Source organism: Roseovarius sp. S88 (assembly GCF_037023735.1).
GTDB lineage: Bacteria > Pseudomonadota > Alphaproteobacteria > Rhodobacterales > Rhodobacteraceae > Roseovarius > Roseovarius phycicola.
The window spans coordinates 2,258,578-2,282,861 of the sequence record NZ_CP146069.1 but is presented as its reverse complement, the minus strand read 5'-3'; the positions used below and the strand labels follow the sequence as shown (position 1 = coordinate 2,282,861).

Genomic DNA, 24,284 nt, shown 5'->3' with positions numbered 1-24,284 from the left:
TCTCTCCCAAATCCTATTTGTTTCGGGCGGCACGCTTGGCGGCCGACAGGATGTCTTGCGCTCTTCGATACCCTGCTGAGCCCTGAGGTAAAAGCCCTGTTGCGCGCGTGGCATGGATCGCGGCGTCCTCCAGACGGTTGACCATCGCGTAGCGCTCCGCAGTGACCACCGATGCCATCCCCGCATTGCCAAGCTTGGCATAGGCCGTAGCCATATCGCGCAAAAGCCGAGGGTCTCGACCATCTGATGCCCGAGATTTTTCAAGCAGTTGCAACGCTTTCTTGGTCTGGCCCGTGGCCAATAGGGCGCGTCCAAATGAGCCCTGTATCAGAGCATTGCGCGGAGCAAGCTTCGCGGCACGGCCATAGGCGCTTGCGGCGGCGTCGAACTGCCGACTTTCCATCAGAATCTGTCCTTTGAGTTCATAGTAGTAGGGATCATTCGGATTGGCCGCGATGGCCTTGTCTATCAAAGGTAGAGCGCGTTTGAGATTGGAACGCCGGTGCCAGGCGACCGCCTCGCGCATCGCTTTTATGTCGGCATAACCGGATTCGCCTGCGCGATTGAGGGTCCATTTGGGCGACCGTTGAAAGGCGGAAAGCTTACCCTTGGCGCGCATGAACCAGTACCAGGCCGCAGTGTCTTTGGGTGTGTCACGGCCAGAGTAGGCCTGGCTGAGCCGTTGTACTGTGCGGTAGCGATCTTGTGACAAGGGATGGGTACGCGCGTAGGGATCTTGCCGTCGGCGAGACAACAGTTCTTGCCCGCGGAAGAGGTCAAGCACCTTCAATGCACCGTCGGTGCTGATCCCGGCATCGACCAGGTAACGTAAACCGCTTTGATCCGCCGCGTTTTCCTCGGCGCGAGTGTGGACAAAGAAAAGCCGCTGTGCTGTGTTCTGTGCGCCCAGCGCCGCTGCGCTGGCGGCCTCTCCGCCGCCGCCTGCGGCGATTGCAGCAATGGCAGCCAGGGCAGAGCCAATCCCCGCCGCAGTACGCGCATTGCGCAGGTTGATGGGGCGTCGCGTGAGATGCCCGTTGGTGATATGGGCGGCCTCATGCGCGATCACCGATTGCAGCATGTCAGGTGTTTCCATGCGCTGGATCAGGCCGGAATTGAGGAAAATATGATTCCGATCAATAACAAAGGCATTGAGAGAGCCATCGTCAATGACGAGTATCCGCATGCCCGCCGTGCCCAATCCGGCAGCGCGCAAGACGGGCGCGGCAAGCTGTTTGAGGGCGTGTTCGATATCGGGATCGCGCAGGATGGTCTGCGCCCGTGCTGGCAGCACCAGGAGCATCGCCAACAGGGCGCTTGCGGTCAGAATACGTAAGATGTGCGAGAGAGACATTGACGGCGTCGCGCTTTCCAAGTGAAACCCATCTAAACGTTAGCGCAGTTTACGGGGAAGCACATGCGAAACTCAAGCCGGTCCGAGGTTGATCCTTTCATCGTGATGGATGTCATGGAAGCTGCGCGCCAGGCCGAAGAAGCGGGGCGGCACATCATCCACATGGAAGTGGGCCAGCCCGGAACTCCTGCGCCGGAAGGCGCGCGCGAGGCGCTGGCCAAGTCCATGGCGACCGATGCGATGGGCTATACCGTGGCACTTGGGCTGCCGCAGCTCAGGGCGCGTATCGCAAAACTTTACGGCGAATGGTACAACGTTGACCTGTCGCCGGATCGTGTGGTGATCACGCCCGGGTCGTCGGGGGCGTTTATTCTGGCCTTCACGGCGCTTTTTGACACAGGCGCGCGCGTTGGCATCGGCGCGCCGGGCTATCCCAGCTACCGTCAGATTCTAAAGTCCCTCGCGCTGACACCGGTTGATATTGAAACCGCAGCGGAAAATCGCCTGCAACCGGTGCCCGGCGATCTGGAAGGTCTCAATCTGGATGGGCTGATGGTGGCCAGCCCCGCGAATCCCACCGGCACGATGCTGGATCGCGTATCACTGAGTGCGCTGATGCAGGCCGCCGCCGCGCAGGGGGCCAGTTTCATCAGCGACGAGATTTATCATGGCATCGAATATGAGGCGAAGGCCGTCACCGCGCTGGAAATCAGCGACGAGGCTTATGTGATCAATTCGTTTTCCAAATATTTCTCGATGACAGGCTGGCGCGTGGGCTGGATGGTCGTGCCCGAAGATCACGTGCGCGTGGTGGAACGTCTCGCGCAAAATCTCTTTATTTGCCCACCACATGCCAGCCAGCTTACTGCCCTAGCGGCGATGGACTGCGACGATGAATTGCAGGCGAATATGGATGTTTACAAGGCCAACCGTGCATTGATGCTGGAAGGCTTGCCGAAGGCTGGGTTTGATCGCATCGCGCCGCCTGATGGCGCGTTCTACGTCTATGCCGATGTCAGTCACCTGACCCAAGACAGCCGTGCCTTTGCGGCCGAGATACTTGAGAACGCGGGGGTGGCCGTGACCCCTGGCCTGGATTTTGACCCCGAGCGCGGCGCAGGCACCTTGCGGTTTTCCTATGCACGTTCCACCGAGGACATTGAAGAAGGGCTTGCGCGGCTTAAGGCGTTTATGGATGCGCGGTTACAGCAAGCTTAAGTGGGGCAAGATTAAGTGGGCAATCGCTGCGCGCTGGTGTAAGCTGAGGCAAAATCAGACCTTACGGCAGGCGAGCAGAAATGATCCGGGTCATACTGGGATGTGTCATGGCGCTATGGGCGTCACTGGCGGTGGCGCAAAACTTTAGCGGTCTGGCGCGCTTTGACGAAGCCGCGTCAGAGATCGTTGATACGCGGAATGGCGTTGAACTGCGCCTGCAGCTGAGCCAGGGCGTGCCGTGGCGCGTCTTTACCCTGGAAAGCCCGCCGCGTCTTGTCATGGATTTCCGCGAAGTGGATTGGCGAGAGGCAGCGCCCGAGAGTTTTGACCGCTCTGAGCGCGCAGTTGCGGTGCGCATGGGGGGATTTCGCCCTGGTTGGTCCCGCATGGTGGTCGATCTGGCCGGGCCTTATGGCGTGGCAGGGGCCGATATGGCCATTGCGACGCAGACGGGCGCTGCGATTTTGACCATCCAGTTGGAAAACATGGACGCAGAGCGCTTTGCGGCCGCATCTGGTGCGCCTGATCTGCCAGGGTGGGAGGCGACAGGAACACCGCTGAAAGGCGTTATTCGCCCACGCCAGCGTGGCGATACGCCTTTGGTCGTTGTGATCGATCCTGGTCATGGCGGCATTGATCCCGGTGCCGAGCAGGGCGGCGTCAATGAAAAAGAACTGATGTTGGCCTTTTCCAAGGAACTGAAAGTCATGCTGCTTCGTGCGGGGGGATTTGACGTGATCCTGACGCGGGAGGAGGATATTTTCGTCTCGTTGGAGGGCCGCGTTGCTCTGGCGCATCAGGTTCAAGCCGACCTCTTTATTTCGTTCCATGCCGATGCCTTAAGCGAGGGCCGCGCCAATGGGGCCACAGTCTACACGCTGTCGGACAGCGCGTCGGATAAGGCTTCTGCCGCACTTGCCGAGCGTCACGACAGGGCGGATATTCTCGCAGGTATTGACCTGAGCGAAAGCGATGATGTCGTGGCCGACGTTCTTATGGATCTGGCGCGTCAGGAAACCCAGCCACGCGCAGAAGAATTCGCCAAAAGCCTGAAAGCCGGAATTGAAGAACAGGGCTTGCCGCTGAATTCTCGTCCCCTACGGTCCGCAGGGTTTTCGGTGCTCAAGTCACCAGATATTCCGTCAGTTTTGCTGGAATTGGGATTTTTGTCCTCAGAACGGGACCGCACTAACATCACTGATCCTGGCTGGCGGAACGAAATGGCCAAGGCAGTTGTTCAAGCCATACAGACGTGGCGTATCTCGGACGCAGCCCAAGCCGATCTGGTGCGGCAATGACCCGCCCGCGCTTTGCCGCTGCCGGAATGTGTTTTGACGCTGCAAATCGGGATGCCTATATGAAGATCAATTCAAAGGATATTCAGACGTGTTGAGACTGATCCTAAGCTTCTTTGGTACGATTTTCAGCTTGGCAACGCTGGGCGTGGTGGTGGTGGCTGTTAGCATCGGCGCGATTTTTCATGTTTATGGCCGAGATCTGCCAAGCCACGAGTCTTTGGCCAATTATGCCCCGCCTACGATCAGCCGCATCTATTCCGGCGAAGGTGTGATCATTGACGAATTTGCGCGCGAAAGACGGTTGTTTACGCCCGCTGAGGATATTCCCGATCTGGTGAAACAGGCGTTCATCTCCGCCGAGGATAAGAATTTTTACAACCACAAAGGTTATGATGCGCGCGGAATTGCGGCGGCCATGTATGAGGCGGTGCAAACCCGTGGCGCTACTGTGCGTGGTGCTTCGACGATCACACAACAGGTGATGAAGAATTTCCTGCTGTCTGGGGACCGGCGCATTGAACGCAAGATCAAAGAGATCATCCTGGCGACGCGGATCGAGGGCACGCTAGAGAAAGATGATATTCTTGAGCTGTACCTCAATGAGATTTTCCTAGGGCAAAACTCCTACGGAGTGGCGGCTGCTGCTCAGACTTACTTCAACAAATCGCTCAGCGAACTGGCCCCGCACGAGGCGGCCTTTCTGGCATCCATGCCCAAAGCGCCGTCTGATTTTCACCCTGTGCGTCAGAAAGACCGGCTGAAAGAGCGCCGCGACTTCGTGCTCGAAGAGATGTACGAGAACGGCTATATCGACAAGGCGACCTACGAGAGCGAAGTCGAAGCGCCGCTCTTGTCGGTGCAGAACGGGGATTTTGAACCGTTTTCTGCCCAGCTTCCGCCGCGTGATTACTTCACCGATGAAATTCGCCGTCAGCTGAGCCGTGATTTTGGTGAGGGCGAGTTTTTCACCGGTGGCCTGACTGTCCGGGCAACGATCGACCCCGAATTGCAGGAAGAGGCCGCAGAGGCGCTGCGTCGCCAGCTTGAGATTTACGACCGCGGTCTTGGCAAATGGCGGGGCACAGAGATCATCCTGCCGCAAGAGGCGCTCGCCTCGGAAGAGGCATGGCGTGCGGCTTTGGAAGAAGCGGACGTTGCGCGCGACATCGTGCTCAATGGTCAATGGTTCCCCGCCGTTATCCTTGAGATCGGGGATCAGCAGATGCGCATTGGACTGGATCGCATTCGCGAATCCGAGGCCGAGCCGCAGATTGTGCCGCGTAAGGATATTGGCTGGCTTCCTGGCAACTTCCAACAAACCTTTGAAAAGGGCGAAGTGGTTTATGTGCGCCGCCTTCTAAATGAGGATGGCAGCTTTGCGCGCTGGTCACTGCGTCAGGTACCCGAGGTGCAAGGCGGCTTTGTGGCGATGGACGTCAACACCGGCCGCGTTCTGGCGATGCAGGGTGGGTTTTCTTACCAGCACTCGGTTTTCAACCGCGCCACACAGGCCCAGCGTCAGCCGGGGTCGAGCTTCAAGCCTTTCGTCTATGCCGCAGCGCTCGACAGCGGCTATTCGCCAGCCACCATCGTGGTGGACGCGCCGATTGAAATCGATACGCCGCAGGGCCTGTGGCGGCCTAAGAACTCGTCAAATCGCTTTTATGGCCCCACGCCGCTGCGCACGGGGATTGAGCAATCACGCAACCTGATGACCATCCGCCTTGCTCAAGAGGTCGGTATGGACACGGTGGCCTATTATGCTGAACGCTTTGGTGTCTATGACCGCATGGGCGCGTTTCTGGCCAATTCTCTGGGGTCGGAAGAAACCACGCTTTACAAAATGGTTTCGGCTTATGCGATGTTTGCCAATGGAGGTGAACAGGTGCGCCCGACGCTGGTGGACCGGGTGCAGGATAGGTATGGCAAAACCGTCTATCGCCACGATCCGCGCAATTGCGAGGAATGCGACGATCCCGGCATCGCGCGCAACCTATCGCCCAAGATCACCTCGGATCGCCGCCGTGTGATGGATGCCGTCACCGCCTATCAGATCACCTCGATGATGCAAGGCGTGGTGGATCGTGGCACGGCGTCAGGTGCCATCAACCTGCCCATTCCGATAGCAGGCAAAACCGGAACGACCAACGATGCGCGGGATGTCTGGTTTGTGGGCTTTTCATCCAACATCGCGGCAGGCTGTTACATCGGCTATGACCAGCCGCGCGGACTTGGCCCCAACGCATTTGGCTCAACCATGTGTGGTCCGGTTTTTCAGGCGTTCATGTCCAAGGCCATTGAGAAGTATGGTGGCGCAAGTTTCCGTGTTCCTGAGGAGTGTGAATTCATCAACATCGACCGGTTCACAGGCGCGCGTCTGCCCGAAGGCACCTATGGCGACTATGTTGTGCCCGAGTGTTTCCGTGCCGGAGAAGAGGCGATTTTCGGTCTGCTCTTTGACGGTGGATTTGGCATGGGCAGCGACTTTGACCTTTTTGCCGCTGGCGAAACCGAACAGGTCCGCGAAGTCACCACCTCAACCGGAAACACAGGGCAGGTGGGGGAGAAATCCAGCTTCGGTAATCTGAGTTCCGGCGGGCTTTATTAATCTCGAAAACCTGAGTTTGCACCCATCCTGTGTCGTTCCTGTAGGGTGGGCGGCACCCAATAGCCCGTACAACGCCTTCGTCTTGTCGCGCCGCGCCGTGCTTGCTATCACCTTGCTCTGAGCAGACCAAGGACATCACCCATATGCGCGCTGAAATTCAAACGCTTGTCTCTGAGATCGAGAATTCGCTGGAGCTGTTGCGCCAGCGGATGGGGTGGGAGACCGCCCAGCATCGGTTGGAGGAGTTCAATGCGCGGGTCGAAGACCCCAATCTTTGGGATGATCCGGCCAAGGCGCAAGGCTTGATGCGCGAGCGTCAGGCGCTGGTCGATGCGATGGACACGCATGACTCCATCAAGGCCGATCTGGAGGACAACACCGGCCTCATCGAGCTGGGCGAGATGGAAGAGGACGATGAGGTCGTGGCCGAGGCTGAAAATGCGCTCAAGGCACTGGCCAAAAAAGCCGCTGCGAAAGAGCTTGAGGCGCTTTTGAACGGCGAGGCGGACGCCAACGACACGTTCCTTGAAATTAATGCTGGGGCAGGCGGCACGGAAAGTTGTGACTGGGCCTCGATGCTGGCGCGGATGTATGTGCGGTGGGCTGAGGCCAAGGGGTACACCGTTGAGCTTCAATCCGAGCAGGCGGGTGATGAGGCCGGGATCAAATCCGCCGCGTACAAGATTTCGGGGCACAACGCCTATGGCTGGTTGAAGTCCGAGTCTGGCGTGCACCGGCTGGTGCGCATTTCGCCGTTCGATTCCGCCGCCAAGCGGCACACATCCTTCTGTTCGGTCTGGGTCTATCCTGTCGTGGACGACAATATCGAGATCGAGGTGAATCCCGCTGATATCCGGCTTGATACCTACCGAAGCTCAGGCGCGGGTGGACAGCACGTCAACAAGACGGATTCTGCCGTGCGGATCACGCACCACCCTACTGGGATCGTCGTGACCTCTTCGGAGAAATCCCAGCACCAGAACCGCGATATCGCCATGAAGGCTCTGAAATCGCGGCTTTATCAACTGGAGCTCGACAAGCGCAATCAGGCCATCAACGAAGCGCACGAAGCCAAGGGTGACGCGGGATGGGGCAATCAGATCCGGTCTTATGTCTTGCAGCCCTATCAGATGGTCAAAGACCTGCGGACAAGCCACGAGACGAGTGACACCAAAGGCGTTCTGGATGGGGATCTTGATCCTTTTATGGCCGCAACGCTTGCCATGAATGTCAGCGGCAAGAGCCGCGCCGAAGCGCAGGGCGATGAGGCGTAAGGGCTGCCGTTCGGGTTCTGTTGAAGGGATGTGACCATGTCTGATCCGTTGAAGCTCTCCGCAGTGGAGCAAGCCGTGCGCATCCGCCACGGGACCCTGAGTGCAGAGGCGTTGATGCAGGCCACCCTGGCGCGGATTGACGAGGTCAACGGCACGGTGAATGCCATCGTCTCGATGGGTGATCCGGAGGAGCTATTGTCTGAGGCGCGCGAGGCAGATGGCGCGGCACCCAGTGGGCCTTTGCATGGTCTGCCGGTTGCGATCAAAGACCTCGTGGACGCCAAGGGATTTCCCACATCTCAGGGCTCGCCTGCCTTTGCTGGCCATATGCCAGACAAGGACAGCCCGTATGTCGCTCTTTTGCACGAGGCGGGCGCGATCATCATTGGCAAGACCAACACGCCCGAGTTTGGCCTTGGCAGCCACACGTACAACCCGGTGCATGGCACCACCGCCAACCCCTATGACACGTCGCGTAGTTGTGGCGGCTCGTCGGGTGGCGCGGCGGTGGCTTTGGCCACTGGCATGCTGTCGATTGCCGATGGCTCTGACATGATGGGCAGCTTGCGCAACCCGGCGGGGTGGAACAATGTCTACGGCATGCGCCCCAGCTGGGGGCGGGTGCCGGATGACGGGGCGGGGGACATGTTCCTGCACCGCATCTCCACCAACGGGCCTATGGCGCGCACGCCGCAGGACCTTGCGCTGCTTTTGGATGTGATGTCTGGCAAAGGCGATCATGCGCCCTATGCGCAGGGATTCGCGCCGGTCGGGACACCAACATCCGATCTCAAAGGCAAGCGCATCGCCTGGCTCGGCGACTGGTCTGGGGCGTGGGCCTTTGAAGAGGGCATACTGGCGCTTTGCGAAACAGCGCTTGAAACCTTCGGCAAAGAAGGTGCGCAGGTTGAGGCGCTCCCAGCCCCTTTCGAGCGCGACCTTTTGTGGGACAGCTGGACGACTTTGCGCAGCTGGTCCATGGCGGCGTCACTTGGGGAGGTTCTGGACAATCCAGCGACTCACAATCAACTCAAACCTGAGGCAGTCTGGGAAATCGAGGCCGGGCGTAAGCTTTCGGGGCTCGACGTGCACCGCGCCAGTGAAATCCGGTCTGATTGGTATCGCACTGCCGCGCAGCTTTTGAAGGACTACGACGCGCTGGCCCTGCCCACGGCTCAAATCTGGCCGTTCCCGATGGAAAATACCTGGCCGCGTGAGATCGCTGGTCGCCAGATGGACACCTACCATCGCTGGATGGAGGTGATGATCCCAACGAGCCTGGCAGGCCTTCCCGCCGTGGCCGTGCCAGCCGGTTTTGGGGAGGCGGGTCTGCCAATGGGACTGCAACTCATTGGGGCACACGGGAACGATGGGGGTTTGCTGAACATGGCGATGGGATATCACGAAGCGACCCAGTGGCCTCAAACATGTCCGCCGCAACTCTAAAATTCCACTTTGCGTGCATCGCCACCCGCCGTTAGGCTGTGAACGTGGAGGCGGAGATGACCGAAACACGACCATTGGGTGTGCCCGACCTGGGCCATGTCACGTTTTCGATGTTGAGCACGGCCTTGTCTCGGGCCTGGCAGGATATCCGACAGGCACCGGGCTATGCGGTGATTTTTGCCGGTGTCTACGTGGTGATTGGCTGGATCATGGCGTGGGTGACATGGGTGACAGGGCATAGCTACTGGCTTGTCTTTGCCGCTGTGGGCTTTCCTCTTGTAGGGCCATTCGCAGCCGTTGGGCTTTATGAAGTCAGCCATCGGCTGGAACAGCGCATGTCCCTGACACCAAGAGAAATATTTGGTGTGATCTTTGATCAGCGCAACCGGCAATTGCCGTCCATCTGCGCCGTGATCATCGTCATGTTTCTTTTCTGGTTTTTCGTGGGCCACATGATCTTCGCGCTTTTTCTGGGCTTTTCCACAATGACCAACGTGTCTTCGTCCTATGAAATCTATGTCTCACAAGACGGGCTGATGATGTTGGGGTTTGGCACGGTCATAGGGGCCGGTTTTGCGCTCTTGCTCTATAGCATCACGGTTATCGCCTTGCCGCTGTTGCTCGATCGCGAGGTGGATTTTGTCACCGCGATGATCACCAGCGTGCAGGTGGTGCTGCAAAACCCGGTGCCGATGATTGTCTGGGGTGTTGTGATCGCCGTTCTGACATTTCTTGCTATGCTGCCTGCATTTCTGGGGCTTTTTGTGGTGTTGCCTCTGCTTGGGCATGCCACATGGCATCTATACCGGTTGATTGTTGAGGCGGGAGCGCGGGAAACCGTGGGTGCAGAAGTTGAGGCATGAGACTGCTTTTTGCGAACGCATGGGATTTCAAGAATCCTACGCGCGCTCTTCTGCTTTGGCCTGATCCCAAAGCGCGTCCATCTCTTCCAAATCAGAGTCTTCTGGCCGTTTGCCGCGTGCGACCAAAAGCGCTTCGATCTCGCTCAAACCGGCGGGTGAACTTGGCATTGGCGCGGCGTAGGGCTTGTTCGGGGTCGACCTTCATATGTCGCGCCAGATTGGCCATGACGAACAAGAGGTCTCCGAATTCCTCCTCGACCTTGTCAGGGCCCAGATCATCAGCAGCCTCACGCAATTCTTCTGCCTCCTCGGATATCTTGTCGATCACATGTCCTGCATCAGGCCAGTCAAACCCGACCCGTGCCGCGCGTTTCTGAAGCTTGACCGCCCGCAACAGCGCAGGAAGCCCAACGGCCACGCCGTCGAGAACCCCTGCCTGCGCCTTGGCGGCGCGCTCAGCGGCTTTCACCGCCTCCCAGTCGCGGGTTTGCTGTTCGGCGGATTTTTCCCGGCTCTCATCACCAAATACATGCGGGTGGCGTGCGACCATCTTGTCGGAAATACCATTGGCCACATCGTCGAAATCAAACAGATCGCGATCCTCGGCGATCTGCGCATGAAAGACCGCCTGCAACAGCAAATCCCCCAACTCATCTCGCAGCTCATCAAACGCTCCGCGCTCAATGGCATCTGCCACCTCATAAGCCTCTTCAATCGTATAGGGGGCAATGGTGCCAAAATCCTGTTCAATATCCCAGGGACAGCCCGTGTCAGGATCGCGCAAACGGCGCATGATCTCGCGCAGGCGCGGCATCCCGCCTTTGGGGTCATGGATCAGATCATCAGCCATTGCACTGGCCTCCTTTCTGGCGTTGAGTGGACCCTGACGTTGAAGCCTTCAGGAGTCCAGACGCTTGGCCATCATCAATCGCATCGCCGGCTTTGCCGAGGACATGACCGCCTGGCGGAGGCATCTTCATACCAATCCTGAGCTGGGGTTGGAATGTCATGATACGGCCGCTTTTGTGGTCGAGCGGTTGCGTGAATTTGGCATCACGCAGATCGAGACAGGGATCGCCAAGACCGGCGTTGTGGCCGTGATCGAAGGGCAGGGGGACGGCCCCACAATTGGCTTGCGCGCGGATATGGATGCGCTGCCCTTGGAGGAAACCAGCGGCGTTGATCATAGCTCAACCCGGCCCGGCGCGATGCATGCCTGTGGCCATGATGGGCATACCACGATGCTTTTAGGCGCGGCGCGGTATCTGGCGGAAACACGCAATTTCAAAGGCCGTGTGGCGCTCATCTTTCAGCCCTGTGAAGAGGCCAATCCGGGCGGCGCGCGCCTGATGGTAGAAAGCGGCATCATGGAGCGTTACGACATTGATCAGGTCTATGCCCTGCACACCATGCCCGGCGAGGACGAGGGCAGTTTTTCCACCTGTCCGGGGCCGTTCATGGCAGCGGTGGACACGTTTCATATTGATATCACCGGTCAGGGCGGACACGGGGCTTTCCCGCATGAAACCCGTGATCCCGTGGTCGCGGCGGCGGGAATGGTTCAGGCCATTCAGACGATTGTGAGCAGGAATCATTACGCGCTTGAGGATCTGGTCGTGTCCGTCACGCAAATCCATACGGGCAGTGCAGAAAACATCGTGCCCGAAACGGCCTATGTGAACGGCACGATCCGTAGCTTTAATGAAGATGTCCGACGCATGGCCCACACCCGGTTGACCGAGGTTACAGCAGGGCAGGCCTCGTCTTATGGCGTATCGGCTGAGCTGCGCATCGAAGACGGGTATCCCGCGATGGTTAATCACCCTGCAGAAACGGAATTCGCGGCACGGGTGGCCAGTGAAATCTCTGGATCGGAACAAGTGAGCACGGACCGATCCCGCGAAATGGGGGCAGAGGATTTTGCCTTTATGCTCAATGCGCGCCCGGGTGCGTATTTGCTTTTGGGACAGGGCGAGGGACCCATGCTGCACCATCCTGCGTTTGACTTTAACGATGCGGTGGCACCAATTGGCGCGTCCTATTTCGCGCGGCTGGTGGAAACGGCCCAGCCGGTGGGCGCCAAAGACTGAACAAGGGGGATTTTCATGGGGCTGGAAGATGCAAAGGAGCAGGTGGATCAAGCGTTTACGCGCGATGACCTCAAAGGCTTGTCTTTTGAGAACACATTCGGCGGGGCGACGTCCTTTCTGCGCCGCCGTTACAGCAAAGACCTCACAGGTGTGGATATCGCCATCACTGGCATTCCCTTTGATCAGGCTGTGACCAATCGAACCGGCACGCGGTTTGGTCCCCGCGCTGTGCGTGAGGCCTCCTGCCTGCAGGCGTTTGATCCGCCGATGTATTGGGATGGGTTCAGCCCTTTGGAAGAGATGGCCATCGTGGACTACGGCGATCTGGCCTTTGATTACGCCAATATCCCGGCCTTTCCCAAGGCGCTGACCGATCATATCCGCACCATTCTGGAGGGCGGTGCTGCGAGCATTGCAATCGGTGGGGATCACTACATTTCGTTCCCCATCCTGCGCGCCTATGCCGAGAAATACGGGCCTTTGTCGCTCTTGCAGTTTGATGCCCATTCCGACACCTGGCCGGATGATGACATGGATCGGGTGGATCATGGCACGATGTTCTACAAGGCGGTGAAGGAAGGTCTGATTGATCCCGCACGATCCGTGCAGGTCGGTATTCGCACAGTCAATGCCGACAATCTGGGTGTGCCCACGATCACCGCCCGCGAGGCACATGAGATGGGGCCTGCGAAAGTGGCCGAGAAGATCAAGTCGGTGCTCAAGGACAATCCCACTTACGTCACCTTCGACATCGACGGTTTGGACCCGGCCTTTGCGCCGGGCACAGGAACGCCGGTCTGGGGTGGGCTTTCCAGCTGGCAAGCGGCGGCGATCCTGCGCGATTTGGCAGGCATCAACATGGTTGGTGGGGATATGGTCGAAGTGTCCCCGCCGTTTGACACCACCGGGGCCACCGCCATTGCTGGGGCACATGTGGTGACCGAGCTTTTGTGCCTCTGGGGCTGGACGCGGTGGGAAACCGGAGCATCTTGAGTAATTGCTGAACGATGAAAGGCACGTGTGGTGCGGAAAGTCATGTGGCTTGTTGTTATCTTGCTGGTGGCGCTTGTGGGCGTTGGGCTTTACGCGCGATTGGCTCCGTCAGATGTGGCGCGGTGGCATGTGATGCCGGAGCGGCTTACGCCGGGGAATAGTGCCGGACAGGCTGTGCGGATGGTGGAGGCCGGACCAGACACCTTTGCGCGTCTGGATGAGATCATCCTCGGCACACCACGCACCGAAGTTCTGGCAGGTAGCGTCGATGAGGGCATGCGCACCTACATCACGCGCACTGCGCTTTTTGGATTTCCCGATTACACGACAGTGGCTTTTCGCGGTGATCAAATCACGCTGTTTGGCAGGTTGAGGTTTGGAAAATACGATATGGGCGTCAATGCCAAACGGCTTGACGGCTGGCTATCTCAGCTCTGAGCTTCTTCAGGACGAAATACAGGCGTCGCTTACTTCCCGCCACATGGGATTGTTCAGCGACATCTGGCATTGCGCCAAAAAGCTTCGGCCGTCTACTTGCATACAAATCGTTTCGCCCAGCTCAACGCGCGCACCGGATTTGTCCGTGCAGTAGCATTCGACCGTCTTTGTTGCGGCTGCGACCTGCGCCATCGCAGGCAGCATCAGCACTGAAAGAAAGAATATACGTGTCATGACCCTTATTTAGCACAGTCTTGCGGCTTGACCAAGACACAGGAATGCGAGACACCGCGCCTATGGTGCCATTGGAAAGACTTGCTGAGATCACGCAACGCTTCGAGTATATCGAGGCGCAAATGGCCGAGGGCGGTGGGGACATTGCCAAACTGGGTCGGGAATATGCAGAATTGCGCCCGGTTGTTGAGGGAATTCGTGCCTATCGGGATGTTTTGGATGGCATTGAAAATGCCAAGGCCATGCTGGACGATCCGGAAATGAAAGAATTGGCAGCCGAAGAACTGGCGCAGCTTGAGGGGAACTTGCCGGGTATGGAAGAGGCGCTGCAACTGGCGCTTTTGCCGCGCGATGAAGCGGATGCGCGCCCAGCGATTGTTGAGATCCGTCCGGGTACGGGGGGCGAGGAGGCCGCTTTGTTCGCGGGGGATTTGCTGCGCATGTATCAACGCTATGCCGAGGCGCGGGGCTGGTCCTTTGACGTCATCGAACTCAATCAAACTGAGCTGGGCGGCATCAAGGAAGTGGTGGCCAATGTGCGCGGAGAAAACGTCTTTGCCCGGCTAAAGTACGAATCTGGTGTGCACCGGGTGCAGCGTGTACCGGAGACAGAGTCCGGTGGCCGCATTCACACTTCTGCGGCGACAGTGGCGGTGCTGCCAGAGGCTGAGGATGTGGACATTCATATTGACGCAAATGATATCCGCATCGACACCATGCGCAGCTCGGGTGCAGGCGGGCAGCACGTTAACACCACAGATTCCGCCGTACGGATCACGCATCTTCCGTCGGGCATTGTGGTGACATCTTCTGAGAAGTCCCAGCACCGCAACCGAGAGATTGCGATGCAGGTCCTGAAGACGCGGCTCTACGATATGGAACGCCAACGCGCGCATGACGAACGCTCGGCAGACCGAGCGGCGCAAGTGGGCTCTGGCGATAGATCCGAACGCATTCGCACCTACAATTTCCCACAAGGGCGCATGTCGGATCACCGGATCAACCTCACGCTCTACAAGCTTGATCAGATTATGCAGGGCGATTTGGACGAGACGATTGATGCGCTGACGGCAGATGCGCAGGCTAAACTGTTGGCGGAGATGAACGGGTGAGCCAAGTCTTCGGTGACCTGGTGCAACAGGCCAAGGATGCACTGGAACGCGCGGGGATTGAGGGCGCCGCGCGCGAAGCGCGTATTCTTGCGGCCAAGGCGGCGGATATTCCAGTGGATCGCGCCTCTTTGTCTTTCCAGGAGGTCGTAGCTCGTGAGGCGCAATCAAAACTTGAAGCGTTTATTGCCTCTCGAGTCCTGCGTATGCCGCTTTCACATATTACGGGTACGCGGGCATTCTATACGCACGAGTTCACTGTCACGCCCGATGTTCTTGATCCGCGTCCCGAAACCGAGACGCTGATTGAGACCGCGTTTGAGAGTGACTTCCAGCATGTGCTCGATCTCGGTACGGGGTCAGGGTGTATCTTGCTGTCTTTGCTGGCGGCATGCCCTGATGCTGCGGGTGTGGGCACGGATGTTTCGCATAGGGCGCTGGATGTGGCTCTTGGCAATGCGGCGCGACTTGAGCTGTCGGATCGATGCCTGTTTCTAACGTCTGACTGGTATTCGGATGTCGAAGGGCAGTTTGACCTGATCGTGTCCAATCCGCCTTACATTTCCGCTGAGGAAATGGAGGATTTGCAGCCCGAGCTTACACATGAGCCACGTCAGGCGCTCACAGATGAGGCCGATGGTCTTTCGGCGTATCGCAAGATTATTCCGGGTGCAGGGGCACATTTGCGTCCACAGGGCCGCCTTTTGGTGGAAATTGGATGGACACAAGCCGATCAGGTCGCGGCAATGTTTGAAACAAGCGGATTTACCAATGTGAATGTGGCACCCGATCTGGATGGGCGGGATCGGGTGGTCGGCGGTATCTGGCCGGGGGTTGAGGCGATTTTTCCACAAATCCGGCCGATTTCGGCGCTTTTTGCGTAAAACCTGAGCTTAACCCTTGTACTTAAGGCTCTGGCATGCTTACTGGATGGTGTCGCAGCGAGTTTGCACTCTGCAACGGGCGCGACACCAAGCCAGCACATCAGACCGGTTCATTCTTGGCGCAGGGGGCGCCACCCGGTTGGAAAAGGCGCTTAGAGCAATAAGGCTGTCAATTTAGTTATGAGATCATCGAAGTCACGTTCGCGGAACAAGTCCAACCGCAACCGTTCGTCCATGGGCAATGTCGTTAATCGTGTGTTCGACAGTTCAGGCCCGGAAGGCAAAGTGCGCGGAACACCGCAGCAAATCATTGATAAGTACAATCAGCTTGCGCGCGATGCGCAACTGTCTGGCGACAGGGTCGCTCTGGAGAATTTCCAGCAACACGCGGAACACTACCTGCGACTTCTGAGCGTCGCTCAAAAAGAGCAGGACGCGCGTCGCGAAGAACAAGAACGCCAGAACCGCGAGCGCCAAGCCGAACGGGACCGCGAGCGCGCGCATCGGCAGGAAAGGGAGTCGAATGGCGGTGACCTCGCCGATGCACCCCAACCTGATTTTGCGCAGCCGGATGTGCCGGACACCGAAAGCGGGTTGGTCGAGACGCCCGAAAGCCAGTCTGACGCTCCACCGCCCAAGCCCAAGCGCCCGCGCAAGCCGAAGAAGCAGGCTGAGAGCGATGAAGCCCCGGTGATGGATGCAGGGGGCGAGCCCTCTGAGGCAGCAGAGTAAAATTCACCTCGGTAGGGCGGGATTTCATCCCGCCTATAACGCAAAATGTTGTTTTGGTTTGGTGGGTTGAAAACCCACCCTACAGAGGTGACTCCATCCCGCGCGCCAACGCGCAAAACTGTTCCAGACCCACCGTCTCCGCCCGGTCCGTAGGTTTAATCCCCGCAGCGATCAGCCGATCCTCGATGTCTGGCGCCAGCCCCTTGAGTGCCGCGCGCAGCATTTTGCGGCGTTGGTTGAAGGCTTTGGCCACGACATGTTCCAGCACCCTCTGATCAGTTTCAAAGCGCGGTTGTGGCAGGGCCGTTAGGTGTACCACGGCGCTCGACACCTTGGGGGGCGGCGTAAAGGCCTCCGGCGGCAGGCTGAGCGCGATCTTGGCCTCCGCGCGCCACTGTGCCAGCACCGCCAGTCGACCATAGGCTTTGGACCCGGGTTGCGCCACGATGCGCTCGGCGACCTCGCGTTGAAACATCAGCGTCAGGCTTTGCCAGAAAGGTGGCCAGGTTGGGGGCGTCAGCCAGCGGATCAAAAGCTCAGTGCCCACATTATAGGGCAAGTTGGACACCACCTTGATGGGTGCGTTGAGATGCTGCGTTGCGTCCAACTCCAACGCGTCCGCGTTGATCACCTCAACCCGCCCTGGATAAGCCTCTGCGATGTCGGAAAGCGCGGCCAGACATCGTGTGTCTTTCTCAATCGCCAGAACCCGTCGCGCCCCTTCGGCCAGCAAACCGCGCGTCAAACCACCGGGGCCGGGGCCGACCTCAAGCACGTCTGAACCGGCCAGATCCCCTGCCACACGGGCAATTTTGGCGGTGAGGTTGAGGTCGAGCAGAAAGTTTTGTCCAAGAGATTTGCGTGCTGACAGATCATGAGCCGCAATCACCTCTCGCAGCGGCGGCAGCGTGTCGATCCCGCTCATTCCCGGGCCTGCGCCATGCGGTCTGCAAGCCGAAGCGCTTCGATCATGGAGCTGGGGTTGGCAATGCCTTGCCCCGCGATATCAAGCGCCGTGCCATGATCGGGCGAGGTCCGCACAAACGGCAAGCCAAGTGTGACGTTGACGCCGCGGTCAAAGTCCAGCGTCTTGATCGGGATGAGCGCCTGATCGTGATACATGCAAATCGCGACGTCATAGGTTTCTCGGGCGGCTGCATGAAACATGGTATCCGCACTCATCGGCCCGTGCAGGTCGAAGCCCTCTTGCCGCAAGCGGTCCAGAACAGGTTCGATCAGCTCGATTTCTTCGCGCCCCATTTTGCCACCTTCTCCGGCATGGGGATTAAGCCCTGCAAGGGCCAAGCGGGGGAAGGCAATGCCGAAATCCCGAACCAATCCGGCATGGGTGATCCGAATTGTGTCTTCAAGAAGGTCTGGTGTCAGGGCCGCTTTCACCTCTTCAAGTGCTATGTGAATAGTAACGGGCACAACGCGCAATTGCTCGCTGGCAAGCATCATCACAACCGTATCTACCTCGGCCAGTGCAGCCAGGTATTCTGTGTGGCCGGGGTAGATGAAACCGGCGCCGTCCTGCAAAGCCTGCTTGTGGATTGGTGCCGTGCACAGAGCGCCTGCTTGGCCTGTGCGTACTAAATCCACAGCGCGCGCAATCGCGTCTACAACCCCTTGTGCATTGGACGGGTCAGGTGAGCCGGGGATGCGGGGCGCGTCAAAAGAATGTGCGAGGATTGGCAATGCATCGTCAGACAAGTTCACGCCCGGATCAGTCAGTTCCTGCAAGGGTGCCAAGTCTGCAAAATGTGCGGGATCACCAATAACGAAAAGCTCAAGTTCACCACGCAGCGCCTGCCACGCTTTGACGATGATTTCAGGTCCGATCCCGGCAGGCTCACCACAGGTGACAGCGATGCGCCGGCCCTGTGTCGTCGACATCAGAATTCGACGATCCGCGCTTCGGCGCGTAGCTGTTCAAGAAAGCCATTTGCGAAAGATTCAAGGCGACGGCTGCGAATGAAATTCGTCAGTTGTTCCGCACTTGGACCCTCACCCTCGATTGACCGGACCCGGCCACAGAGCATCAGCACAACAAGTGTCTGACCATTGGCCCGTGTTAGAGAGTAAGACACCTCTCCGGGGTCAAGCTTAGCGAGCTCGACAGCGATGTCAGAGGGGATTTCGTTGGGGGCCTTGCTGCCGCGTTCCAACACTTCGGGTGCCTGGCCAAACGCAACACCGTAAAGGTCATCGCAAGTATCCACGTCAGTCGCAATTTGCCGGGCGCGGGACAAAGCCTGATCGCTGCGTCCACCGGCAATGTAGTACGCTGCGTACTCGATGGCTTCGTATTCGGGATTTGGCGCGTCGGTTTCTTCGATGTTTCGAAGCTGAAAAAGCGCCACAGCGCCTTCCAGAGGCAAGGGATCACTGACCTCGCCAGGGCCCAGTCCCAGCACGACGGCGCGCAATCCTTCGGGCAACTGGGTAATCGGCACCCAATCCATGCGCCCGCCACGTCCGGCGGTGCGCGAAGCAGAGAACTGACGTGCCGCAGCCGAAAACTCGGCTTCGGTGGTAAATTCGCTGATCCGGTTGGCCTGTTCCTGGATTGCTTGCTCCTGTCCGGGCTGCAAAGGAATGATGATTTCAGACAAAAGAACCCGAACACCGGTTGTACCCGACGTGGCGTTGCGCGCGCGGTCCACATCGTCTTCGTTCACGGACACGCGGGATCCAAACCGGGCCTGGGTGTACTCGCGCCAGGTCAGCCCCGCAGCGACGAAATCCCGAAATGTTGTCGGATCGACCCCTTGCTGGCCTAGCGCTTGGGTGAGTTCAGTCGCCGAGAGGTTAACGCGCGAGGCGAACTCTTCCATACCTGCTTCGATCTGGTCTTGCTCCAGTTCGAATCCGATCGCACGCGCCGCATCCAGTTTGAGGCGGTCTTCGATCAATTGTTCGCGCGCCAGTTTTCTTGGATCGCCCGGTGCACGAAACACCGAGAGCATGCGCGCGCGCTGATCAATTTCATATTGCGTGATCGACAGGTCATTGACCTTGATCGCAGTGTCAAAAAGGTTTTGAGCCTGCGCATTCGTCGAAAGAGCTGCCAAGGCACCTAAAGTCAGCCCGGCTGTAATCACAAACCCTTTGAGGGCGGCTTGATATGTCTGAGTCATCTGGGTCAGTTTTTGCATGTTCGCACGTAGCTTTTGTCGCGTGTTTTGGTGGTGAAGCCGCGAAGCCCCACAGTAAGGCTGATATCAGTTGTTGGCTCGAGGATAGTGGAAGAGGTGAACCGACGCGAGGCCGAAAGTGTCACGTCAACGCATTCGTTTGCATACGTGATCCCAAGACCCGCGCGCACAGGCTCGTCGCTGGCGACATCGTAGCGCCAATCGGCTTGGCCAGACCAGTGTTTGGAGATGCGATAATTTGCGTCAAACGCCCATTCTGACACGTTGCCAGGGCGGTTTTCTGCAGGGTCGTTGCGCAACCAGATGTAAGTTGCCCCGATTTGCGCCACTTTGTTGATCAGACTTGCACGCGCCTCTGCCTTGGTGGTCGAGAGATCTTCGTCAAACAGACCACGCGCGGTGAAAGTCAAACCATTTACAGTTTTGACTTGCCCAGCAACGAGAAGATCAGAATAGCGGTCTTGCAGCCCCGATGAGTTGGTGAAGGCTGCCCCGCCAGCGGGGTCGGTCTGAAGTTCGTCGCGAATGACCTGACCGACAGCAAAGGACGTTTGCCATCCGTCAACGCCGTAGCGCGACCAACTCAATCCATACGCGGCGCTGAAGCCGCGTTCCCGTCTATCCGGTGCGGTGAAGCGAGACGTGGCAAATAGGTTGCCTTCATCAAACTCGATTTGGGTGCTTTCGTCATTGGGGACAAACGGGTTGCGACCGCCGACCCATGCGATTTGAACCACAGGTTCGATGATATGTGTCGACCCGGCTTGCGTGGTCTTGACCAAGGGCCAACGCAATTGAATCGCCGCCTCGGGCGTCAGCTCTGACTCCTCAGAGCTGCTGGTGACCCCGGCGTCCTGGATGCGAAAGAAATCCGCAGACAAGCCAAGCTTAAGCTCAGCCAAAACGCCAGCAGGCAATGTCCAACCGCGCCGCCAGTCCGCGCTAAACGTCAGGCGCGCCACGTCGCGACCATCTGCGAATGGGTCAAAATCGGGTCCATCCGTATTCAGGCTCGAATTGCGGAAATGCCCGTGCCCTTCAAAGCCAAGCCTTAACTCGCCACCAAGCGCGTTTGTCAGCGGAATACGACGCTCATACTCGCCATTGATCACGCCAGTAGGCAGGGTTTCGTTGCTTTCGCCATCACGTAAAGTCTGGAAAACGGTGATCGCGCCGCGAATGTATTCGTCCCTGCGAGCGCGCTCTATCTCCAATTCGCTGTCTAGCCTGTCTTTTTGGGAGTAGTCGTAGTCCAGCAAATAGGTATCGTCGCTGACTGCTTCGATATCAAAGCGCAGGACGAAATCGCGCGGGAGGTAAAAAGTTCCTTCGGCAAAGACATAAGCCCGGCTGTCATCAGTGCCTATATCGTCATCGCTGAATGCACCGTTGAACTCAATTTTTCCGTTGTAGAAGGCCTGACGGTATCGCCACTCTAACGTTCGCGTTTCTGTTGCCAGATACGGTGTTAGCGTTAAATCCTTATGGTCACCTATCTTGATGAAATAGGGCACGCGCACACCAAAGCCCAAGAGCGATGTGTTGTGGATGGACGGCACGAGAAATCCGGTGGACCGTTCCAGCGTGGGGTCTGGCAAGCGCAGGCGTGGTAGGTACAAGATAGGCGTATCAAGCACGCGCAACTGAGCATCATCAAAGTACAGTTGCTTTTCCTGTTGATCATGCACAACACGGCGCGCGCGGATCTGCCAAAGCGGCGGACGTCCAGTTTTGCACACCCGACACGAGGTCACGGCTGCTTTGTAGAGCTGATTGTAGCGCCCGTTTACGCGCGCAATCTCATTGGCCGCCAATTGAATCTGGTCGTCCATCACAATACGCGCACCGCGCAGGATGCCGTTGTTCATTTCGCGATCTAACGCGGCGCTGTTGGCGAGCACGAAAAACTGTCCGTCCGGTTCTTCGATGCGAATCGGACCGGTGATGATCAGCCGCTCTTCGGTGCGGTCATAGATAACCTCGCTCGCATAAAGCCTACGCCCATTGTAAAGCGCTTCGACATTTCCAGTCGCGACCAGTTGCTCGCTGCCATCAAGATAGACATCATCGGCGACTAAAATTGCAGGATCGGCTTTTTCGACTCCAGTTGCACGGGTTTCAGATTGCGCAGACGCGCCATGGGCCGAAACCGACAACAGGACAACGAAAAAGCATATGAAGGCGCGAAGCGTCATCCATCCTCCATATGCAAGAGAATGCCGACCGCCAGCAGGAATGACGCCACAGGTGGAGCCCAGGCTGCGAGGTAAATGGGAATTTGGCCATTCTCACCCAGGATCTGCGCAAAATTGCGAATATAGTGCAGCGTAAAGCCGAGCATCACCGCAATCAGGACTGAAAGACCTGTGTTGCTCAGTCGCGAATGTCGCATTGTGAAAGCCGCCGCCACCATGACCAGCGCCACTAAAAAGAGAGGGCGTGCCAATTCCATCTGGAACCACACGGAATAGCGTCTCGCAGAAAACCCGGCCTCTTCAAGCTGGTTTATGAAGCGGGGCAAATCCCAAAGGGCGATGTATTCAGGCTTGCCGAAGCTATCAATAATCCGGTCCTGCGTCAGCGCTGATGGAATGGCAAGGCTGGGTTTGACTTGGGCTTCCGCCTCGGAATTCACACCCTGTGACAGGTTCCAAACCTTGGCTTCCGTCAATTGCCATTCACCCTGCGTTAAACGTGCCGTTTCCGCAATGATGCGCTCGAGGGGCTGTCCATCGCGCGAAAAGCTGATGAATGTGGCACCGAAAAGCGTGCTGACATCCGAGCTTGCGCGCACGGCATGAATGACAGTTTGTCCATCGGGGCTACCTTGGCGGAGCCAAAGACCCTCGGAGGCAATCGCCAGAACGCTGGTGCCGCCCCCCAAATGGCCGCTGACCACATCGTTGTAGCGTTTGGAGGCCGCTGCAACGATGGGATTGAAGAGCGTGATGGCCAAAATTCCGATCACCGCGGCTACTGTGACCGGAGCCAATAGGCTGCGCAAAGCTGACCGTCCGGCGGCGCGTACGACAACCAACTCCGAGGACCGCGCCAGACGCAGGAACAGTGCAACGGCAGCGAGGATCATGACCAGCGGCAATATCTCGTAATTGGCGTGGGGGATGTTAAGCAAAACAATTTCGAGCACATCGCCAAAGGGCAGGTTGGGAAAGTCCTGAAGTTCATCCACCAGGTCAATCAGCGCGAGCAGGATGACAAACACCATCGTGATGGCCATGAAAATCCAGAAAAATTTGCGCGCGAAGTAGTAATGCAGGATCACGAGACGCCCTCCGCGGAAGGAGGGTCGCTCGCGCGACGTTTTGGCAAGAACCGGCGCAGGACACCGGGATGGGCCGCAAGATAAAGCAATATGACGGTGATCAGGACACCGGTCGCTGCGGGCAAATACATCAATGGCCACGCGCTGGCCCGCGACAGAACCACCCCGCTGACGCCGCCCTCTATAAGCTTGATCAGGACCAAGAGTGTGAAGGCCGCCACGATCTGCCACCAGACACCGAACCGGCTATAGGTGCCCACCAAAAGCATGGAAAACCCAACAAGTGCCGCGACAATGCACATCAACGCCTGGGAAAATCTTCCATGCGCTTCGTACAGAATTTGTGCCTCGGTTGCCCCGGTTGCCGCAGAAACGACGTCGGGTTGAAACAACAGATCACCGGTCAGTGTGAATGTCACCCGGTTCAGGTTGGTTGGATCGCGGGTGATCAGTGCGCTGATGTCGTAGGAGAAGTCGTCAAAATGCGTGGTGAACAAACGATTGCCATCCGTCCGCAGGTTTTGGGCCAAGCCATCCACCATCACAAGCTTGGTGCCATCCCCTTCCTGCACAAGATACGCCTGGGTTGAGGTGTAGGTGACGGGGTTTTCCTCGTTTCTGCGGTCAGACAGAAACACATCCTGAAGCTCGCCTTCGGGTGTGATCTCGCGGATGTAGAATGTGATGCCGGGGGCAGGGTGCAAAAACTCGCCTTCGGTCAGGAGCTTCGCGGTGATGTTCTGGCTTACCTCGGTCTGGCGCAAGCGCAGCTGGCTTAGGCTTTTGGGAATGAGGTAATGGCTCAGGATCGACATCATCAAAGCAATGAAAACGCCATAAATAAGCACCGGTCGAATAAGCCTCCACGGCGAATACCCGGTGGCTTGCACGACAGTTAGCTCACTTTCGGTGGTCATTCGGTTGGTGACGTAGACCGTTCCGGCAAAGGCGGCGATCGGCAGGACAACACCAATCACGCCGGGCAGGGTCAGAGCGGTGAATTCCAGGAATACCCAAGCTGGTTGGCCGTCGCCGATGAGACGGTCAAACATACGCACCGCCTTGTTGATCCAGAAGATCGACACAAGGACAAGGGCAAAGAACCCAAAGAGCACCATGAATTGCGACAGCATGTATCTGTCGAATCTGGTCACAAACAATCCCCCAACCTCAGCCGTACTGGGAAGCAAAGTAATGGATTTGCCGGGCGGGGGAAACCGTCAATCCTTCACGTTTTTAGTCGCTGGCGGAGAGGCTCTGGTCAAGGGTCAGCGCACAGGCTAGGTCTAGGGTCAACAACCA

General features: G+C 57.9%; 20 protein-coding genes and 1 pseudogene. 12 read left to right on the top strand and 9 right to left on the bottom strand.

What is annotated here, in order from left to right; translation table 11 throughout:
- Nucleotides 1–13: 13 nt before the first annotated feature.
- On the bottom strand, nt 14–1,354 hold the full coding sequence (locus RZ517_RS11535; protein ID WP_338548380.1) for a M48 family metalloprotease: 1,341 nt from the start codon (nt 1,352–1,354) through the stop codon (nt 14–16).
- A gap of 63 nt (nt 1,355–1,417) precedes the next feature.
- Here RZ517_RS11535 and RZ517_RS11530 point away from each other — a divergent pair, with 63 nt between their 5' ends.
- The 6 genes from RZ517_RS11530 to RZ517_RS11505 all read left to right on the top strand — a co-directional run bounded on the left by RZ517_RS11530 (nt 1,418) and on the right by RZ517_RS11505 (nt 10,061).
- On the top strand, nt 1,418–2,572 hold the full coding sequence (locus tag RZ517_RS11530; protein WP_338548379.1) for a pyridoxal phosphate-dependent aminotransferase: 1,155 nt from the start codon (nt 1,418–1,420) through the stop codon (nt 2,570–2,572).
- Nucleotides 2,573–2,652: 80 nt separating this feature from the next.
- Nucleotides 2,653–3,870 carry an N-acetylmuramoyl-L-alanine amidase gene (locus RZ517_RS11525; protein WP_338548378.1) on the top strand — a complete coding sequence of 406 codons (1,218 nt, stop codon included), beginning with the start codon at nt 2,653–2,655 and terminating at the stop codon, nt 3,868–3,870.
- Between the two features lie 88 nt (nt 3,871–3,958).
- Nucleotides 3,959–6,478 carry a penicillin-binding protein 1A gene (locus RZ517_RS11520; RefSeq protein WP_338548377.1) on the top strand — a complete coding sequence of 840 codons (2,520 nt, stop codon included), beginning with the start codon at nt 3,959–3,961 and terminating at the stop codon, nt 6,476–6,478.
- Nucleotides 6,479–6,621: 143 nt separating this feature from the next.
- Nucleotides 6,622–7,752, top strand: a complete 1,131-nt coding sequence (prfB, locus tag RZ517_RS11515; RefSeq protein WP_338548376.1) for a peptide chain release factor 2 — start codon at nt 6,622–6,624, stop codon at nt 7,750–7,752.
- A 36-nt stretch (nt 7,753–7,788) separates the two neighbouring features.
- A complete protein-coding gene (locus RZ517_RS11510) occupies nt 7,789–9,198 on the top strand; it encodes an amidase (protein ID WP_338548375.1) in 1,410 nt (469 codons plus the stop codon).
- A gap of 56 nt (nt 9,199–9,254) precedes the next feature.
- The gene (locus tag RZ517_RS11505; protein WP_338548374.1) at nt 9,255–10,061 is read left to right on the top strand and encodes a DUF2189 domain-containing protein; all 807 of its coding nucleotides are present in this window, start codon (nt 9,255–9,257) and stop codon (nt 10,059–10,061) included.
- Nucleotides 10,062–10,097: 36 nt separating this feature from the next.
- Here the strand turns inward: RZ517_RS11505 and mazG are convergent.
- Nucleotides 10,098–10,911, bottom strand: a pseudogene (mazG, locus tag RZ517_RS11500) (nucleoside triphosphate pyrophosphohydrolase).
- 64 nt (nt 10,912–10,975) lie between these two features.
- Between mazG and RZ517_RS11495 the strand changes: the two are divergent.
- The 3 genes from RZ517_RS11495 to RZ517_RS11485 are packed head-to-tail and all read left to right on the top strand — an operon-like array spanning nt 10,976 to nt 13,582.
- Nucleotides 10,976–12,151 carry a M20 aminoacylase family protein gene (locus tag RZ517_RS11495; RefSeq protein ID WP_338548373.1) on the top strand — a complete coding sequence of 392 codons (1,176 nt, stop codon included), beginning with the start codon at nt 10,976–10,978 and terminating at the stop codon, nt 12,149–12,151.
- Nucleotides 12,152–12,166: 15 nt separating this feature from the next.
- Nucleotides 12,167–13,144 carry an agmatinase gene (speB, locus tag RZ517_RS11490; RefSeq protein ID WP_338548372.1) on the top strand — a complete coding sequence of 326 codons (978 nt, stop codon included), beginning with the start codon at nt 12,167–12,169 and terminating at the stop codon, nt 13,142–13,144.
- 30 nt (nt 13,145–13,174) lie between these two features.
- A complete protein-coding gene (locus tag RZ517_RS11485) occupies nt 13,175–13,582 on the top strand; it encodes a DUF1499 domain-containing protein (RefSeq protein ID WP_338548371.1) in 408 nt (135 codons plus the stop codon).
- Nucleotides 13,583–13,588: 6 nt separating this feature from the next.
- Here RZ517_RS11485 and RZ517_RS11480 read toward each other — a convergent pair whose 3' ends face one another.
- Nucleotides 13,589–13,816 carry a hypothetical protein gene (locus RZ517_RS11480; RefSeq protein ID WP_338548370.1) on the bottom strand — a complete coding sequence of 76 codons (228 nt, stop codon included), beginning with the start codon at nt 13,814–13,816 and terminating at the stop codon, nt 13,589–13,591.
- 62 nt (nt 13,817–13,878) lie between these two features.
- Here RZ517_RS11480 and prfA point away from each other — a divergent pair, with 62 nt between their 5' ends.
- From prfA to RZ517_RS11465, 3 genes are all read left to right on the top strand, one after another.
- Complete coding sequence (gene prfA / locus RZ517_RS11475) at nt 13,879–14,928, top strand: peptide chain release factor 1 (RefSeq protein ID WP_338551142.1); 1,050 nt, start codon at nt 13,879–13,881, stop codon at nt 14,926–14,928.
- Nucleotides 14,925–15,809 carry a peptide chain release factor N(5)-glutamine methyltransferase gene (prmC, locus tag RZ517_RS11470; protein ID WP_338548369.1) on the top strand — a complete coding sequence of 295 codons (885 nt, stop codon included), beginning with the start codon at nt 14,925–14,927 and terminating at the stop codon, nt 15,807–15,809. The genes prfA and prmC overlap by 4 nt, the downstream gene beginning before the upstream one ends.
- Before the next feature lie 180 nt (nt 15,810–15,989).
- Nucleotides 15,990–16,541, top strand: coding sequence for a DUF4167 domain-containing protein (locus tag RZ517_RS11465; protein ID WP_317054933.1), 552 nt, complete (start codon nt 15,990–15,992; stop codon nt 16,539–16,541).
- A gap of 79 nt (nt 16,542–16,620) precedes the next feature.
- Here RZ517_RS11465 and rsmA read toward each other — a convergent pair whose 3' ends face one another.
- From rsmA to lptF, 6 genes are read right to left on the bottom strand one after another with little or no spacing between them, the layout of a single operon-like run.
- A complete protein-coding gene (gene rsmA / locus RZ517_RS11460) occupies nt 16,621–17,466 on the bottom strand; it encodes a 16S rRNA (adenine(1518)-N(6)/adenine(1519)-N(6))-dimethyltransferase RsmA (protein WP_338548368.1) in 846 nt (281 codons plus the stop codon).
- On the bottom strand, nt 17,463–18,437 hold the full coding sequence (gene pdxA, locus RZ517_RS11455; protein WP_338548367.1) for a 4-hydroxythreonine-4-phosphate dehydrogenase PdxA: 975 nt from the start codon (nt 18,435–18,437) through the stop codon (nt 17,463–17,465). The genes rsmA and pdxA overlap by 4 nt, the downstream gene beginning before the upstream one ends.
- Complete coding sequence (locus tag RZ517_RS11450; RefSeq protein WP_338548366.1) at nt 18,437–19,681, bottom strand: peptidylprolyl isomerase; 1,245 nt, start codon at nt 19,679–19,681, stop codon at nt 18,437–18,439. Before RZ517_RS11450 ends, pdxA begins: the two co-directional genes overlap by 1 nt.
- A gap of 5 nt (nt 19,682–19,686) precedes the next feature.
- Nucleotides 19,687–21,894, bottom strand: a complete 2,208-nt coding sequence (locus RZ517_RS11445; protein ID WP_338548365.1) for an LPS-assembly protein LptD — start codon at nt 21,892–21,894, stop codon at nt 19,687–19,689.
- A complete protein-coding gene (lptG, locus tag RZ517_RS11440; protein ID WP_338548364.1) occupies nt 21,891–22,982 on the bottom strand; it encodes an LPS export ABC transporter permease LptG in 1,092 nt (363 codons plus the stop codon). Before lptG ends, RZ517_RS11445 begins: the two co-directional genes overlap by 4 nt.
- On the bottom strand, nt 22,979–24,115 hold the full coding sequence (gene lptF, locus RZ517_RS11435; protein ID WP_338551141.1) for an LPS export ABC transporter permease LptF: 1,137 nt from the start codon (nt 24,113–24,115) through the stop codon (nt 22,979–22,981). The genes lptG and lptF overlap by 4 nt, the downstream gene beginning before the upstream one ends.
- Nucleotides 24,116–24,284 lie beyond the last annotated feature (169 nt).